Here is a 16,518-nt window from a genome sequence, read left to right as displayed (position 1 = left end):
AAACAAATAGAGTTCTGTCCCGTCTAAATAAAAAAACCCGTTCTGATGAACGGGTTTCCCTGGCTGCTAGAATCTTTTCGCGCCCAGGTAGCGAGGCTTCCAGTAGCTGTTATTCAGGTCACTGGTTGTGACGCCGTCAGAACCGGCATGAATGAACTTGTTGTTTCCGATGTACACACCCATGTGTGAAGGGCCGGCCTGATATGTTGTAAAGAAGACGAAGTCCCCTTTCGACGGGCTGGACACGCTCTTCATTGAGCTCCAGTATCCCGCAGTGCTTGTTCTTCCGACACTCGTCTGTTTGTTCAGCAGGTACCAGATAAATCCGCTGCAGTCAAAGCCGGAAGTCGTTGTTCCGCCCCATACATACGGCGTGCCGATTAAAGATTGCGCATCAGAAACAAGCTTGTTTACATTCAGGCTCGTCTGTGCAGCGTTATGGTTAGATGAAGACTGATTTGATGAAGATCCCGTTGACGTTCCGGAGTTTGAACCGGAAGTTGATCCTTTTACTTTAAGAACTTGTCCGATGCGGATCAGGTCTGTTTTTAAACCGTTTAAACTTTTCAATTGGTTTACAGACATTTTATATTTATTCGCAATTTTCCAAAGGCTGTCGCCCTTTACGACTTTATATGTAGACGATGATGAATTGCTGCCAGAGCTTGAACCTGAAGATGATTTACCGTTGATTGACAGCGTCTGTCCGATGTAAATGATATCCGATTTTAATTTGTTCTCAGATTTAATGGAATTAATTGACGTTCCGTATTGATTTGAAAGTCCCCATAATGTATCGCCTTTTTTTACCTTAATCGTTTGCGCAGATGCCGCACCCGCAAACAAAGTCGTCCCTAAAACCACTGCCGTTGTTGCTGTAACAAGTTGCTTTTTCATGTTTTCCTCCCTGAATGATTCTATCTATTTTATAAGTCTCTTTTTTAAAGTTTTTATCTGTTTTCTATTATAAGGTTCAATTTCCACTAGAAATAGACTTGACTTCCCGTGACAAATTTCTTACTAATTCGTTTTTGAAAAAAGTTTTTAAGGGTATTAAATATTTCAATTTGATTTCAAACGTGACGAAAAACGAGCCGTTTTGTCATGTTTTTTTCCTGTGATCCTCGTTTTTTGGAAAAACAAAGAAATTCATTTTCCAAATTGACCCTTGTCAAAAAAATCCTCGTCTTTTTTGAAAAAGTGAATGATTTTCACCTTTTCCAGAAAACATAACCTTACATCGGAATTTACATTTCTAACAATGTTTCACCTGAAATTTACAGGAGGGACAGGCGCTCTTTACAAACATCCCCTACCATTAGACGTACAGACACGATTAAAGGAGGACGATTTGAGAATGAGTTTATTTAAACAGGTTCGATCAAAACTTCTGCCGGCGGCAGCCGTATCCGTGCTGACAGCCGGTCTGATTGCGGGTGCGGGGCTTCAGCACTCTGATCAGGCTGCGGCAAAAAAACAGCCTGAGAAAAACGAGATCAGAAACGTCATCTTCATGATCGGAGACGGAATGGGCGCGCCATACATGAACGCCTACCGTTCGGTCATTAACAAAGGAAAGCCTTCTGACGGCATGAAACTGACGGCATTTGACCCCAATCTTACCGGCATGATGATGACTTATCCTGACGATCCTGATTCCAATATCACCGATTCCGCGGCGGCCGGCACGGCAATGGCCACCGGCGTGAAAACGTATAACGCGGCGATCGGGGTCGATAAAAAAGGAAAGCGGGTAAAATCCGTCCTTGAAGAAGCGAAACAAAGAGGCAAATCAACTGGACTTGTCGCGACTTCAGAGATTGCCCACGCAACCCCTGCGGCATTCGGAGCCCATAACAAATCCAGAAAAAATATGGATGAAATCGCGAGCAGCTACTTTGATGACCGCATCAACGGACAACAGAAAGTGGATGTGCTCCTCGGAGGCGGCAAATCAAACTTTATCCGTAAAGACCGGAATATAACGAAGGATTTCAAAAAAGCGGGATACAGCTATGTTACATCAAAACAGGAGCTTAAAAAGGACCGCAATAAAAAGGTTCTCGGCCTGTTTGCCGATGGCGGACTCGACAAAGCGATCGACCGTTCAAACGCCGTCCCTTCATTAGAAGACATGACAACGGCAGCAATCGACAGACTGAACTCGAATAAAAAAGGGTTTTTCTTAATGGTCGAAGGCAGCCAAATTGACTGGGCCGGACATGACAACGATATAGTCGGCGCAATGAGCGAAATGAAGGATTTTGAAAAAGCGTATAAAGCAGCGATCGCATTTGCCAAAAAGGACAAACATACGCTTGTCATCGCTACGGCTGATCACACGACCGGCGGATTGACAATCGGAGCGAACAACGATAAAAACTGGCATGTTGAACCGGTTCTTGCAGCGAAAAAAACGCCGGCATTTATGGCTGACCAAATCAAAGCTGGCAAATCCGTATCTTCCGTGCTTGCGCGTTATACCGACCTGAAATGGTCAAAAGATGAAATCAAACAGATCGAAACGGCTGCAAAGCAGGATGCTGACAAGGGCGCCTACAAAGCGATCATTAAGCTCTTTAATGCAAAAACCAACAGCGGCTGGACAACCGGCGATCATACGGGCGAAGAAGTTCCCGTTTACGCATACGGTCCAGGAAAAGAATCATTTGCGGGGCTTTTAAACAACACGGATCAGGCCAAAAAGATCTTTCACATCTTAAAAAGCGGCAAATAAAAAAGGATGCGGGGTTTCCCCGCATCCCTTCTTCTTTTTTAGAGATATCTCCGATGCACTCCTTTTCCGTCATACGAGAACATCACTTCTTTATCTTCGAGAACTGATTCGATATGCACGCTCCTGCCCCACAGCTGGTACAGATACGGCAGCACTTTCTCCAAATATTTCAGATCAAGCTCAATTCCCTCATACCAATGTTTAATATAAAGCTCGTTATTCTTCAAATAATCTCCGTCATTGACGGTCAGATAAGGAAATCCCCCGTTCACCCGCATGTTCACGAGCTGGTCGCGCACAGCCTTCCATTCCTTGTCGATCACTTTATAGTCTCTGCCCTGCTTTTGGAATAAATACAAATCCTCGCGCAGCACAAGATCTTTCGTCAAATAATTGCGGATGAATGAAATATCCGATTCAATTTCCCTGACCTCAAACATTTTCTCCCTGCCGGAACCGGGCTTTACTCCTGTTTTTTTCATTTCTTCTGTCGGGTTGTCGTAGCGCTCTTCGATGTCTTCAAAAATTTTCAGCCCTAAATAATACGGATTGATTCCCGTTTTTGACGGCTGAATGACGCCTGCGTTCAGCTTCGCAAACTCGATCGCTTCATCCGAAGTCAGGTCAAGCTCTCGGATAATCCGCTGATGCCAATAGGATGCCCAGCCTTCGTTCATGATTTTCGTTTCCAGCTGCGGCCAGAAATACAGCATTTCTTCTCTCATCATCGTTAAAATATCACGCTGCCACGGTTCAAGCTCCCGCGAATGCTCTTCGATAAAAAGCAGAATATCTTTTTCCGGCCGGGGCGGGAACGGTTTTTTCCTTTTTTTCTTTTTAATCTGCTTCGGCTTATCCATATCCCATAAATCATCGTACGGCGATGACGCGGTTTCCTCTTCGTCCTCCTCCTCATCATCGACGCTCCACAGCAGCTTCGGCCTGACGAGCGACGGATCGATATGCTCCTGAATCGCCAGAATGGCATCTAAAAAGGACTCCACTTCTTTAATCCCGTGAATTCTTTCGTAATGCTTAATCCGCTCCGCTGTAGCCGCCATGCTCTCAACCATGTCCCGGTTCGTATTTTGAAAGCGGCAGTTATTTTTGAAAAAATCACAATGCGCAAGAACATGGGCGACAATTAATTTATTTTGGATCAGCGAATTGCTGTCCAGCAAAAAAGCGTAGCAAGGGTTGGAATTAATGACAAGTTCATAAATTTTGCTCAAACCGAGATCATAATGGAGTTTCATCTTGTGGAATTGTTTGCCGAAGCTCCAGTGGCTGAATCTCGTCGGCATGCCGTACGCCCCGAATGTATAAATAATCTCAGCCGGGCAAATTTCGTATCTCATCGGGTAGAAATCAAGGCCGAATCCCTTCGCAATGTCGGTTATTTCCTCAATTGCCCGCTGTAAACCTTTTGTCTCCTCCGCGTTCAACCGAATCCCCCCTACTTGGACTTATTTATAATGTATGACCCCTCCTCTCAAAAGATGAAATAACAGACGGGTTTCCGTCTGAAAACTTTCGGCACATCCGCCCCGTTTGCTTTATATGTAAGTGGGTAAAACACACACCACACCCTAAAAAAAAGAAAAAGGAGCGATTCTACTTGAACACAGCAGACATGCTTACCACGTATCTCAGCAAACTGCAATCTGATCATTGCACTGCTCGTCCTGCTTATCGGCTGGGGCATTGCGAAAATCATTGAAAAAGCCGTATACAAAGGCCTCCAAAAAACAAAAATCGACGACAGACTGTTCGCCGAAAAAAAGCCGGCGCGCTATTCCTCGGAAAAAGTCATCAGTAAAATCATTTATTTTATCGCATTAATTATCGTTTTTATTCTATTCTTTAACATTCTGCATCTGACAACCGTGGCTTCGCCTTTTGTCAGCATGCTGTCGGCGATAACGGCGGCTGTGCCGAGCGTTTTAAAAGCCGGTTTGATTCTGCTGTTGGGCTGGGCGGCCGCTTCGCTTTTCAGCTATCTCGTCAAAAAAGCGGGCATGAAACTGGCTGAACACGGCTGGCTCAGAAAATGGACCATGGTTTCTGAAGAAGCGGAGATGAGCAGATCCGTTACGGCCGCTTCACGAATCGTTTTTTATTTCGTCTTGCTCTTGTTCCTGCCGGGCGTTTTGTCCGCTCTCCAGATCAGCGGAGTATCAGAACCGTTTACAAATATGATCCAAAGCGTTTTGTCCTTTATACCAAAATTATTCGCCGCGGCGCTGATTGTATTAATCGGCTGGCTTGTTGCCCGTCTCGTCCGTGATATTGTCACAAACTTTCTGGCGAGTATCGGCACGGAAAGACTTGCCGCACGTATGGGGCTTTCTATTTATCTGAAAGATACAAGCCTGTCGGCAATCATCGGAACGATTGTCTACGTGCTGATTTTCATTCCGGTTGTCATTTCTGCGCTGGATCGGCTTGATGTAGCAGGCATTTCTGAACCGGCGTCCGCAATGCTGAACACGGTCTTCACAATGCTTCCTAACATCATCATCGGTATTGTGCTGATCATCGCCGGCATCTGGATCGGAAAATGGGTAAACAGCATTGTAACAGGACTCTTGCACCGGGCCGGCTTCGACTCACTTCTTGGAAAAATGGGCTTTGAACAGGCGGAGCGCCCGAAACTTACGCTTTCTCAGACGGTCGGCATGATTGCGCAGATCATCATCGTCCTGCTCTTTACGGCAGAGGCGCTGCAGCTTGTTCATCTCGAATTTCTCGTCGTCATCGCGACCGGCATTATCGCTTACCTGCCTAATGTTCTGGCCGCTGTATTTATTCTCGGAATCGGGCTTTTGGCCGGACAGCTCGTCAGCAGACTGCTTGTCGGCATGCTGAGCGGAAAAGAATTCAGATTCCTGGCGCCGCTTGCGAAATATACAATTATCACTCTCTCAATCTTTATGGCGCTAGATCAGCTCGGCGTCGCCGATACGATCGTAAATGCCGCGTTTATTCTCATTCTGGGCGGTTTTGCACTTGCCTTCGGACTTTCATTCGGTCTTGGGGGAAAAGAGTTTGCCTCCCGTTATCTCGCGAAATTGGATCGCAAAATCGAAAAACATCAATCGGCTTCTGACGATCGTAAGCCGCCGATGTCTTAATTCAAAAAAAACGTGTGCTCAGAAGGAGCGCACGTTTTTTGAGTTTGAGGGGCAAATTCCTTTTTTTTTATTTTGAATTCCTTTATGATAAAATGTAACAGAAGTAAAATCTCTTTTTTCGAGGTCATTCTATGAAATTAACGAATTACACTGATTATTCTTTACGCGTTTTGATTTTTTTGGCTTCCAGACCTTCCGAAGAACTTTCTAACATAAAAGAAATCGCAGACACGTATTCCATCTCTAAAAACCACCTTATGAAAGTGATTTACCGTCTCGGCCAGCTCGGGTATGTAGAAACGATCCGCGGCCGTGGAGGCGGTATCCGATTAGGAATGATACCGGAAGACATAAACATTGGTGAAGTCGTTCGAAATACAGAAGACGACTTTAACATCGTAGAATGCTTTGACTCCCAAAAAAATCTCTGTATCATATCTCCCGCCTGCAACTTAAAGAACCTGTTGTATGAAGCTCTCCAAGCTTATCTGGCCGTTTTAGACAAATATACGTTGAGGGATCTGGTCAAAAATAAAGAGGAGATTATGAGACTGCTCAGAAGCTGAAGGAATGTCCGCATTCCTTCTTTTTTTATGCCCGCATAAGAAAAAAGGACTAATTCTCTTAATATGATAAATGATTGCAGACAAGTGCCGATATAAAGATTATCATTACTGATATCCTCATCTTGCGGCTGCAACGAATGGGGATAGTAAAATCATCGCAGGAAAAGGGAGATTCACTATGAAAAAAAAGTTAGCGGTCGGTTTGACTGCATCTGCGATTGTCGGGTCTGCATTAGCTGTAACACCGGCAGAAGCACAAACGATTAAGGTCAAAAGCGGAGATTCATTATGGAAGCTTGCCCAAACCTACAATACAAGCGTGGATGCCATTACATCAGCGAATCATTTAAAATCCAGCGTGCTTTCCATCGGGCAGACGCTCACCATCCCTAACGGCAAATCAGATTCCGGAAGCTCATCGTCACCTTCAAAGAACAGCGGCACATCTAAAAGTGTGTATACGGTTAAAAGCGGAGACTCGCTCTGGCTGATCGCATCTGATTTTAAAATGTCCGTGCAGGAACTGAAAAAACTGAACGGTCTGACAAGCGACTTAATCCGCGCGGGACAGAAGCTGCAAGTGACAGGGAAAGTTTCCTCAAGCACCGACCAGACAAAAACCGTGCCGGGCAGCAGCTCAAACAGCAGCAAAAATCAGTCATCATCTTCCGGGACATATAAAGTCAAACTCGGCGATTCACTATGGAAGATCGCAAACAGCGTCCATATGACCATTGCGGAACTCAAAGTTTTAAACAACTTAAAAACGGATACGATCTACGTCAACCAAGTCTTGAAAACAAAAGGAACGTCTTCTTCGGGAAGTACGCCGCCAAAGGACAATTCAAACCAAAATCAAAACCAGACGCAAACGTCCTCTTACACAGTAAAAAGCGGCGATTCGCTCTGGAAAATCGCAAACGCATACAATATGACGGTTCAGCAAATCAGAAGTATCAATAAACTGACGTCAGACATGCTGCGGGTCGGACAAGTGCTTAAGCTGACAAAAACGTCATCTTCCGGTTCTTCGTCTCCGTCAACTCCTAACCAATCCGGAGATACAGGGAAAACCACTACATATACCGTGAAAAGCGGGGATTCTTTATGGGTGATCGCCCAAAAATTCAATGTAACCGCCCAGCAGATCCGCGAGAAAAACAATCTGAAAACAGATGTGCTTCAGATCGGACAGAAGCTGACGATTACCGGACAGCAGACAAACCCAACACCGAATCAGTCCGGCGGAACAGGCGGCACAGGTTCAACAAGCGCGAAGATTAATGTAATGATCGATGCCGCAAAAGCTCAACTGGGCGTACCGTATGTATGGGGCGGGACAACGCCGAGAGGCTTTGACTGCAGCGGCTTTATTTATTACGTTCTCAATAAGGTCACTTCCGTATCCAGACTTTCAGCCGCAGGCTACTGGAATACGATGACATCAGTAAGCCAGCCGGCGGTCGGTGACTTTGTCTTTTTCTCAACTTATAAAGCCGGCCCTTCCCACGTCGGCATTTATCTCGGAAACGGACAGTTTATTAATGCCAACGATTCGGGTGTCGTCATTTCCAGCATGAACAATTCCTATTGGAAACAGCGCTACCTCGGAGCGAAACGCTTCTTCTGATACAGACAAGCTGCATAGCCGCATCAGGCTGTGCAGCTTTTTTTTACAGTCTGAAAATATTAATGCTGATCACATGTTTTGTCACGGGATGAAAATACACTTCAGCACGGGATGAAAACGTATCTTTTTTTGTTTTTACCGTAACGCGAAACACGTCTTTCGTCTGTTCCCGGTTTACTTTCGTACGGCCCATGTATGAATAATCGGTAAGCTCGGCTCCCTCGTATTCACGTTCCAGCTGATTCCATGCGAGCTGCTCCCATTTTTCAACTGATGGATCAAGGTGTTCTGTATGTCCTTTTTCAGCGATCGAGGCGATGAGAATGCCGCAAAACAATAAGGCCAGCGCAAATGGAAGGGATTTCATTGTTATGTTCTCCTGAGTCGTTTTTAGTCAATCTTAGCGTGTCCAAAAAAGGGGCGGATATGCGGTTTTATTTTATGTCTCCCTCATATTGCTATACCGCAGTTATACGGCCACCAACTTTTCCCCCGTTGCATTCAGGCTTCGGCGGCATAAACTAACGGAGAACTTCTCATTGAAAGGAGAAGCGTAAGATGGATCATGCCGATTATGATAAAGCCTTGTATTACACACACCGATCCCAATGGGACAATTTGTTAATTTTGATGGTGCGTACGAAAGATGATTTGTTATCAAAGCGTATTGAGCACTTTCTGCACGCGTATCATTTCGAATATGATGATGCGGTGCTTGAAAAAGAGCTGTATTCCCTTCTCGGGTATATTGATCATGCGGCAGAACTCGCGTATGAAGATCAATTAGCCATGCTGACATAAAACAATCCCGGCGTTAAACGCCGGGATTTCCTGTGTTTATAAACATGTTCAGTTCTTCCATCATGTCTTTCAGGCTGACCGCCATATCCTCAGATACGGTCTGGCGCTCCATGTCAATGTGAATCGGATCTAAAATCAGCTGTTTCGGGATAACATTTGCATAGACGCCCCGCATGACTGTCCGCATATTCGCCAGCGCGTTCATGCCGCCTTTTCCTCCGCCCGCCGCGGCAATGATTGCCACCGGTTTATAGGTACAGTGTTCGCTGCTTAAAAAATCAATGGCGTTTTTTAACGCGCCGCTCATGCCGCTGTGATACTCGGGAGATAATAAGACGACGGCAGACGACTTTTTCACAAGCCGTCTCAGCTCTTGCACTGAGGGCAATTCATTCTGTTCTTCTTCACCGTTATATAGCGGCAGTCCGCTTTCGCTCAAATCAATAAAATCGGTATGAAACCGGTCTCTGATATAAGAAGCGGCAATTCTAGTCCGCCCGTTTTTTCTCGGGGTGCCGCTGATCACTAATATGCTCATTTATTTTACCGCCTTTCCAGAAACATTATATTTTACGGCATACAATGCCGCTTGCGTCCGATCGGAAAGATTCAGCTTTGACAGCAGGTTGGACACATGGGTCTTCACTGTTTTTTCAGAAATAAACAGAGATGCGGCAATTTCCTTATTGCTTTTCCCTTTGGCTATTTCTTGAAGAACATCTTTTTCACGAGGGGTCAGCTGATAATATTTTTCCTTATTCTGATCATCCTGAACCATATGATTGAGCACGTGAGGCACAATGTCCGCCGACAGCCGGTAACGTCCGGAATATACTTCACGAAGTGTTTTCACTAAGTCATCGGGCTGGGCGTCTTTCAGCTGATACGCTTTGGCGCCGGCTTTTAGAGCGGGAATGACATGCTCCCGGTCAGAATAGCTCGTCAACACGACTATGCTGATGTCAGGAAATCGTTCAGCCGCAATGTTTGCCGCTTCAATGCCATCCATATCAGGCATTGATAAGTCCATTAAAATGATGTCCGGCCCCGTCTTTTCAGCTTGCTGAAGCGCTTCAGCACCGGTAGACGCCTCACCGACAACTTCAATATCCTCCTGAGTGGCGAAGAAATAGCGTAGTCCTTTGCGGACAACGTGATGATCATCAGCGATCACAATTTTCATCAGTCAGACCCTCCTATCCCGAAAAACGGAAGCCGAACGGAGACAATCGTTCCGCCGCCAAGCTCAGATTGCAATGTAAAACGGGCTCCGATTGCTTCGGCGCGCGCTTTCATGCCGGCAATGCCGAGCGACGGCAGTCCCGCATGCGCATCAGTGCTGAAGCCGGCTCCATGGTCGCTAATGGTAAGCTCGGCGTAATCCGGCTTTTTAACGGCGGAAATGATAACCCGGTCCGTTCCCGCATGCTTTTTGCAGTTATTCAAAGCTTCCTGGGCGATCCGCCATAGCGCGTGTTCCTGTTCATCCGTAAGCTCCAGTTCGTCTTCCATGTCACAGACTGCTTCCAGACCGATGAGAGCGGCATAGCTTTTGATCGACGCATACAGCCCTTTCGTTAAGCTTTCCGGCCTCAGCTGCCAAATGAGCGCCCTCATTTCTGTTAACGCATCCTGAGAGAGCTCCTGGATGAACGTAATCATCTGCCGGAGCCGTTCATCATCTGTCAAGCTTTTAGCGGCTTTTGCCGTTAAGCTGACAGAAAACAGTATCTGATTGACGGAATCATGCAGCTCTTGCGCGAGTCTGCTTCGTTCCATCAACAGGGCGTTCTGCTGTTCAAATTCAGCCAGTTTCATCCGCTGGATCGCCGTTCCGATTTGAAACGCAACCGCTTCAAGAAGATGCAGTTCTTCTTCATTGAAAAATGTCTTTTCACTTGCAGCGACATTCAGTAAACCGAATTTCCGGCCGCCGTCTTCAAGGGGAACGGTCGCATGATGGGTAATGCCCTCCGTGTCGCGGCAGTTCGTCGTCTGTTCCGCAAATTCAATCCGTTTACAATTCATAATGTTTACAGCCTTGGTCAATCCTCCGTTGCTGAATTTGGTCAGACAATAGCAGTCCCCGCTGCACATTAATGCATTGTCCCGCTGACCGAGAGCCGGCGGTAAATAAGCGGATGCGGCGAGCGTATAGGATCCGTCCGGCTCAATCAGAAAAATCCATCCTGTCTGCAGCCCGGTCAGACTGAGCAGTTCGCGCAGGACTTTATCAAGCGCTCCTTTCATATCGTGGCTTTGGTTTAAGGTTTCCGCAATCGCTTTTAATGTTTTTAACGTTTCTACCGTCGTTTTCGTCAAACTCCCTCACTCCGGCCAATCAGAATTATCCATATTATATCAATTCTCATCTGTATATTCCTTTGTTTTCAGCATGATTTTTTCTCATACTTTCGGATGAGGCGTAAAAAAACCGCCGGATGTCGCTTCCGGCGGTTTGTAGTTTATTTCGTTTTTTCCACTATGCTGTCCACCGTTTTCATGACGGCGTCAGATAATGCTGCAAGACGCTGTTCGCTGTCTTGTAAAGAAGTGCCTTTCACTGCGAAATAGAACTTCACTTTCGGCTCCGTTCCTGATGGACGAAGGCAGAACCAAGAGCCGTCTTCAAGGAAATATTTCAGGACGTTTGACTTCGGAAGATCAATATCCTCTTCCCGATGACCGGCAAATACAGTCCGTTTTCCTGTTGAATAATCCTCAGCTTGCGTAATTTGTTTTCCGGCCATTTGCTTTGGCGGATCATTTCGGAATGAAGTCAGGATAGCGGAAATCTGTTCGGCTCCCTGTTTTCCTTTTAACGTCAATGACTTCAAGCCTTCACGATAATATCCGTATTCTTTAAAGATGGAGAGCAGCGCGTCATAAATCGACATGCCCTGCTTTTTATAAAAAGCGCATACTTCGACGGCTAACAGCGCAGCCTGGATTGCATCTTTGTCACGGGCGAAATCTCCGATTAAGTAGCCGTAGCTTTCTTCATACCCGAACTGGAATGTGTATTGGCCGGATTTTTCATATTCTTTGATCTTTTCACCGATAAATTTGAAGCCTGTTAACGTGTCAACCGTATCTAATCCGAACGATGAAGCGACGGCGCGGCCCAATTCGCTTGTGACAATCGTTTTCATGACAACGCCGTTTTCCGGAAGGGACCCTTGTTTTTTCTTCTCGGAAAGCAGATAGTGCAATAAAAGCGCCCCTGTCTGGTTCCCCGTCAGCACCGTATACTTGCCTTCACTGTTTTTCACGGCAATGCCGAGACGGTCGGCATCCGGGTCCGTAGCAACGAGAATATCGGCATTTTGTTCTTCTCCGAGCTTAATGGCATATTCGAATGCCGCGTGCTCTTCAGGGTTTGGCGATTTGACGGTTGAAAAATCCGAGTCCGGAAGCTCTTGTTCCTTTACGACAGTGACGTTTTTGTAACCGAGTGCTTCAAGACCCCGGCGTACCGGTTTATTCGCCGTGCCGTGCAGCGGAGTGAACACGACGCTGACGTCCACTTCTTCTGAAAGCTCAGGATGAACGGAGATGGAAGTCAGTTTTTCAGTATATGATTTATCAATTTCTTCACCGATAATCTTAATTAAACCTTTTTCCTTCAGCGCCTGTTCATCTTCAACTTGAATCGTTAATTCATTTTCTATGGCATTCACTTCAGCAATGACGATGTCCGCTTCTTTCGGCGGCAGCTGTGCGCCGTCATCGCCATACACTTTATATCCGTTATATTCAGGCGGGTTATGGCTGGCCGTCACGACGATACCCGCATAAGCGTTCAGCTTTCTCACCGCAAAAGAAAGCTCAGGCGTCGGGCGGAGCTCATCAAATACGTATGTTTGAATGCCTTGGGAAGCAAGGGTTTTGGCAGCTTCCATCGCAAACTCAGGGGATTTATGACGGGAGTCGTACGCGATCGCAACGCCTCTTTTTTTCGCGTCCTCGCCATGTTTGGCGATATACGCCGCAAGCCCGGCGGATGCTTTGCGGACCGTGTAAATGTTCATTCTGTTTGTGCCCGGTCCGATTTCTCCTCTCATGCCTCCTGTTCCGAACTCCAGATTTTTGTAGAAAAAGTCTTCCAGCAGCTGCTCGTTTCCTTCTGCGGCCGCCAATAATTTTTTCAATTCTGAATCTAAATGTTCGGCCTGATTCCAGCGTTCGTAACTCTTACTCCAACTCATGTTCGTCCTCCTATAATTTCAGCTTATGACCATATTTTAATATGAAGCGGCTGTCCGTGTCACTTGATAACTTAACTCAACGCTTTATGTAAAAAGAAGGGCTTATGCCTTTTCGGCACAGCCCTCCGATTATTATTGTTCGAGCGGAACAACCGCATCATGCAGCAGCGTGTTTAACCACTCGGTGTGTTTCGCTTTCGTTTCATCATCCCATTGGAATCGGTCGCTCATGTAATCAATCACAGCCGTTTTATACGTTTTCACCCATTTGATGTCGAAGAACAGTCTGCCCGTTCTGCGGACGAAGAAATCAGCAGGTGTCGCAGCCATCTCTTCTTCAATGCTGTAAGCCGCTTCCGCCAAAATGTGAACCGGGATCTGGCGTTTTGCCGCTTCGTCTTTCAGACCTTCAATGCGGTTGAAGACATTATCAACGTTAGAGCCGTATCTGATGGCTAACTGCTTAGCAGTTTCCTGTGATAAACCGATTTTCAAGCCGTCTTTTGTCTTTGCTTCCACAAATGACTCGAAGTTTTTAGAGCCGCCGACATGTCCTCCGGAAATCGGCATCGTCTTCGTTTTACAGCCGCCGAAGTCCTGGCCGCCTTCTTCTTTTAAACGGTCGCGGACAAGATCGACAATGTGCTCAGCCATTTTTCTGTAACCCGTCAGTTTTCCTCCGGCGATTGTAATCAGCCCGGATTGAGATGTCCAGATTTCATCTTTACGGGAGATCTCAGACGGATCTTTTCCTTCTTCGTGAATGAGCGGTCTGAGGCCGGCCCAGCTTGATTCAATATCGTCAGCCGTAATATTCAGTTCCGGGAACATATAATTGATAGAGCTGACGACATAATCACGATCCTGCACCGTCATGCGCGGATGCTCAAGCTTTTGTTTGTAAACCGTATCTGTCGTACCTACATATGTTTTTCCTTCACGCGGAATGGCGAACACCATCCGGCCGTCCGGCGTGTCAAAGTACACTGCCTGTTTAAGCGGGAATACGGATTGGTCGAATACAAGATGGACCCCTTTTGTATGCTGGAGATGCTTACCGTTTTTGCTGTGGTCTTTTTCTCTCAGCTGGTCAACCCACGGACCTGTCGCATTGACGATTTTTTTGGCGTAAATTTTGTATTCCTTGCCTGACAGCAAATCTTCAACTAAAACGCCGACAACTTTTCCTTTTTCATACAGCAGCTCTTTCACTTTAGAATAGTTGACAGGCTCTGCACCGAATTTAACGGCTTCTTTCATGACTTCAATCGTCAGTCTCGCATCGTCCGTGCGGTACTCTACATAGTAGCCTCCGCCTTTTAAGCCGTCTTTTTTGACAAGCGGCTCTTTCTGCAGTGTTTCTTTTGCAGACAGCATGCTTCTGCGCTCTGCTTTTTTCACCCCTGCTAAATAGTCATACACACGCAGACCGATGGAAGTAGAGAATGAACCGAATGTGCCTCCTTTATGGAACGGAAGCAGCATCCATTCCGGCGTCGTCACGTGCGGGCCGTTTTCGTACACAATGGCACGTTCCTTACCGACTTCAGCCACCATTTTAACTTCAAATTGCTTCAGATAACGCAAGCCGCCGTGGACAAGCTTTGTAGATCGGCTTGATGTGCCGGCCGCAAAATCCTGCATTTCGCTCAAAGCGACTTTCATTCCTCTTGAAGCAGCGTCAAGCGCCGTACCGGCACCTGTAATACCTCCGCCTATAATAAACAGATCGTATGTTTTTTTAGTCATGTCTTCCAGCATATGATCCCGTTCCAAACTTGAAAATTGGTGATTCATCATTACGTTTCCTCCTTGTTGTCACGGTATAGAAAAAGAGACCACAACAGCCAAAGCGCTGTCATCACTTTGGTGCTGTGGTCTCTCCTCATCTCAGGACCGTTCCTATTAACTTGTTTTCAGTATACCACAATTTTATCTTATTTAAAAGCCATAGCTGCATTTACTGCTTTTTTCCAGCCGCTGTACAATTCTTCGCGTTTTTCATCTTCCATTTCCGGTTTGAATTGCTTATCCAGATTCCATTGATCAGCGATTTCAGTGCTGTCCTTCCAATAGCCGACAGCAATTCCGGCTAAATACGCGGCACCGAGCGCCGTCGTTTCATTAATTTGCGGACGTTCGACCGGAACATCAAGCAAGTCGCTTTGGAACTGCATAAGGAAATTATTTTTTACCGCTCCGCCGTCAACACGCAATGTTTTCAAAGAGATGCCTGAATCAGCCTCCATGGCGTCAAGAACATCTTTCGTCTGATATGCGAGCGATTCAATCGTAGCCCGGATAAAATGCTCCTTCGTCGTTCCGCGTGTCAGGCCGAAGACTGAGCCGCGCACGTCACTGTCCCAGTACGGTGTGCCTAATCCGACAAAGGCGGGCACGACATAAACACCGTCAGTGGAATCCACACGCTCTGCGTATGTCTCGCTTTCTTTCGAATCCTGGAACATCCGCATGCCGTCTCTCAGCCATTGGATGGCAGAACCAGCGACAAAGATGCTTCCTTCCAGCGCATACTCAACTTTTCCGTCTAATCCCCAGGCAATTGTCGTCAGCAGGCCGTGCTCTGAAGTAATGGCTTTTTCACCGGTATTCATGAGCATAAAGCAGCCTGTGCCGTATGTGTTTTTCCCCATGCCTTCTTCAAAGCACGCCTGACCGAACAGCGCTGACTGCTGATCTCCGGCCGCTCCCGCAATCGGAATATTTTTACCGAAGAAATGATAATCAACCGTTTTCGCGTACACATGAGAAGACGGTTTCACTTCAGGCAGCATGGATTTCGGCACGCCTAAAATGTCAAGCAGTTCGTCATCCCATTTTAATTCATGAATATTAAACATCAGCGTTCTTGAGGCATTGGAATAATCCGTTACGTGTGCCGCGCCTCCGGACATTTTCCAGATGAGCCATGAATCAATCGTTCCAAACAGAAGATTTCCGTTTTCCGCTTTTTCCCGCGCGCCTTCTACATTATCAAGAATCCATTTGACTTTTGTTCCTGAAAAATAAGGGTCGATCAGAAGCCCCGTTTTTTGTCTGAATGTATCACTGTATCCTTTTTCACGAAGCTCTTCGCAAATGCCGGATGTTTGTCTGGACTGCCATACAATCGCATTGTATATCGGCTTTCCGGTGTCTTTATCCCATACGACCGTCGTTTCCCTTTGGTTCGTGATGCCGATTCCGGCAATTTGATCAGCGCTGATCCCGGACTCGGAGATAACAGTCGCGATAACGGCGAGCACCGTTCCCCAGATTTCGTTCGCATTGTGCTCCACCCAGCCCGGCTGAGGGAAATGCTGTGTGAATTCCTTTTGAGCGGAATGCACGATTTTTCCTTCTTTATTAAAAAGAATCGCTCTTGAGCTTGTTGTGCCTTGGTCAATTGATAAAATATAGGTCTCCATGATGCCGCTCTCCT

At 46.4% G+C, this 16,518-nt stretch carries 13 protein-coding genes and 1 pseudogene; 5 read left to right on the top strand and 9 right to left on the bottom strand.

Features of this window, described 5'->3' with window-relative positions; translation table 11 throughout:
* Positions 1 to 66: 66 nt before the first annotated feature.
* The gene (locus tag ACW5MY_RS05025) at positions 67 to 897 is read right to left on the bottom strand and encodes a C40 family peptidase (RefSeq protein ID WP_013351658.1); all 831 of its coding nucleotides are present in this window, start codon (positions 895 to 897) and stop codon (positions 67 to 69) included.
* A 460-nt stretch (positions 898 to 1,357) separates the two neighbouring features.
* On the opposite strand from ACW5MY_RS05025, the gene ACW5MY_RS05020 reads away from it, so the two are divergent.
* Positions 1,358 to 2,737: an alkaline phosphatase gene (locus tag ACW5MY_RS05020; RefSeq protein WP_013351657.1), complete on the top strand. Its 1,380-nt coding sequence runs from the start codon at positions 1,358 to 1,360 to the stop codon at positions 2,735 to 2,737.
* A gap of 38 nt (positions 2,738 to 2,775) precedes the next feature.
* Here the strand turns inward: ACW5MY_RS05020 and ACW5MY_RS05015 are convergent, their stop codons facing one another.
* Positions 2,776 to 4,182: a SpoVR family protein gene (locus ACW5MY_RS05015; protein ID WP_013351656.1), complete on the bottom strand. Its 1,407-nt coding sequence runs from the start codon at positions 4,180 to 4,182 to the stop codon at positions 2,776 to 2,778.
* Between the two features lie 173 nt (positions 4,183 to 4,355).
* Here ACW5MY_RS05015 and ACW5MY_RS05010 point away from each other — a divergent pair.
* The 3 genes and pseudogenes from ACW5MY_RS05010 to ACW5MY_RS05000 all read left to right on the top strand — a co-directional run bounded on the left by ACW5MY_RS05010 (position 4,356) and on the right by ACW5MY_RS05000 (position 8,067).
* Positions 4,356 to 5,871, top strand: a pseudogene (locus ACW5MY_RS05010) (mechanosensitive ion channel).
* Between the two features lie 131 nt (positions 5,872 to 6,002).
* A complete protein-coding gene (nsrR, locus tag ACW5MY_RS05005; protein WP_013351654.1) occupies positions 6,003 to 6,437 on the top strand; it encodes a nitric oxide-sensing transcriptional repressor NsrR in 435 nt (144 codons plus the stop codon).
* Positions 6,438 to 6,615: 178 nt separating this feature from the next.
* Positions 6,616 to 8,067, top strand: a complete 1,452-nt coding sequence (locus ACW5MY_RS05000) for a C40 family peptidase (RefSeq protein ID WP_013351653.1) — start codon at positions 6,616 to 6,618, stop codon at positions 8,065 to 8,067.
* Positions 8,068 to 8,110: 43 nt separating this feature from the next.
* Here the strand turns inward: ACW5MY_RS05000 and ACW5MY_RS04995 are convergent, their stop codons facing one another.
* A complete protein-coding gene (locus ACW5MY_RS04995) occupies positions 8,111 to 8,434 on the bottom strand; it encodes a DUF3889 domain-containing protein (protein WP_013351652.1) in 324 nt (107 codons plus the stop codon).
* Positions 8,435 to 8,625: 191 nt separating this feature from the next.
* Between ACW5MY_RS04995 and ACW5MY_RS04990 the strand changes: the two genes are divergently transcribed.
* Complete coding sequence (locus ACW5MY_RS04990; RefSeq protein ID WP_013351651.1) at positions 8,626 to 8,868, top strand: YhdB family protein; 243 nt, start codon at positions 8,626 to 8,628, stop codon at positions 8,866 to 8,868.
* Between the two features lie 13 nt (positions 8,869 to 8,881).
* On the opposite strand, the gene ACW5MY_RS04985 is transcribed toward ACW5MY_RS04990, so the two are convergent.
* The 6 genes from ACW5MY_RS04985 to glpK form a co-directional block, all read right to left on the bottom strand.
* Complete coding sequence (locus ACW5MY_RS04985; RefSeq protein WP_013351650.1) at positions 8,882 to 9,406, bottom strand: NADPH-dependent FMN reductase; 525 nt, start codon at positions 9,404 to 9,406, stop codon at positions 8,882 to 8,884.
* Positions 9,407 to 10,051 carry a response regulator gene (locus ACW5MY_RS04980; protein ID WP_013351649.1) on the bottom strand — a complete coding sequence of 215 codons (645 nt, stop codon included), beginning with the start codon at positions 10,049 to 10,051 and terminating at the stop codon, positions 9,407 to 9,409.
* Entirely contained in the window at positions 10,051 to 11,190 is a 1,140-nt protein-coding gene (locus ACW5MY_RS04975; RefSeq protein WP_013351648.1) for a GAF domain-containing sensor histidine kinase, read from the bottom strand. Before ACW5MY_RS04975 ends, ACW5MY_RS04980 begins: the two co-directional genes overlap by 1 nt.
* 143 nt (positions 11,191 to 11,333) lie before the next feature.
* Positions 11,334 to 13,076 carry a phospho-sugar mutase gene (locus ACW5MY_RS04970; protein WP_462061695.1) on the bottom strand — a complete coding sequence of 581 codons (1,743 nt, stop codon included), beginning with the start codon at positions 13,074 to 13,076 and terminating at the stop codon, positions 11,334 to 11,336.
* Positions 13,077 to 13,208: 132 nt separating this feature from the next.
* Complete coding sequence (gene glpD, locus ACW5MY_RS04965; protein WP_013351646.1) at positions 13,209 to 14,876, bottom strand: glycerol-3-phosphate dehydrogenase; 1,668 nt, start codon at positions 14,874 to 14,876, stop codon at positions 13,209 to 13,211.
* A gap of 137 nt (positions 14,877 to 15,013) precedes the next feature.
* Positions 15,014 to 16,504: a glycerol kinase GlpK gene (glpK, locus tag ACW5MY_RS04960; protein ID WP_071347173.1), complete on the bottom strand. Its 1,491-nt coding sequence runs from the start codon at positions 16,502 to 16,504 to the stop codon at positions 15,014 to 15,016.
* Between the last annotated feature and the right edge of the window lie 14 nt (positions 16,505 to 16,518).

Source organism: Bacillus sp. Bwzl_19 (genome assembly GCF_054900515.1).
This window is presented reverse-complemented; position numbering and strand designations above follow the sequence as displayed.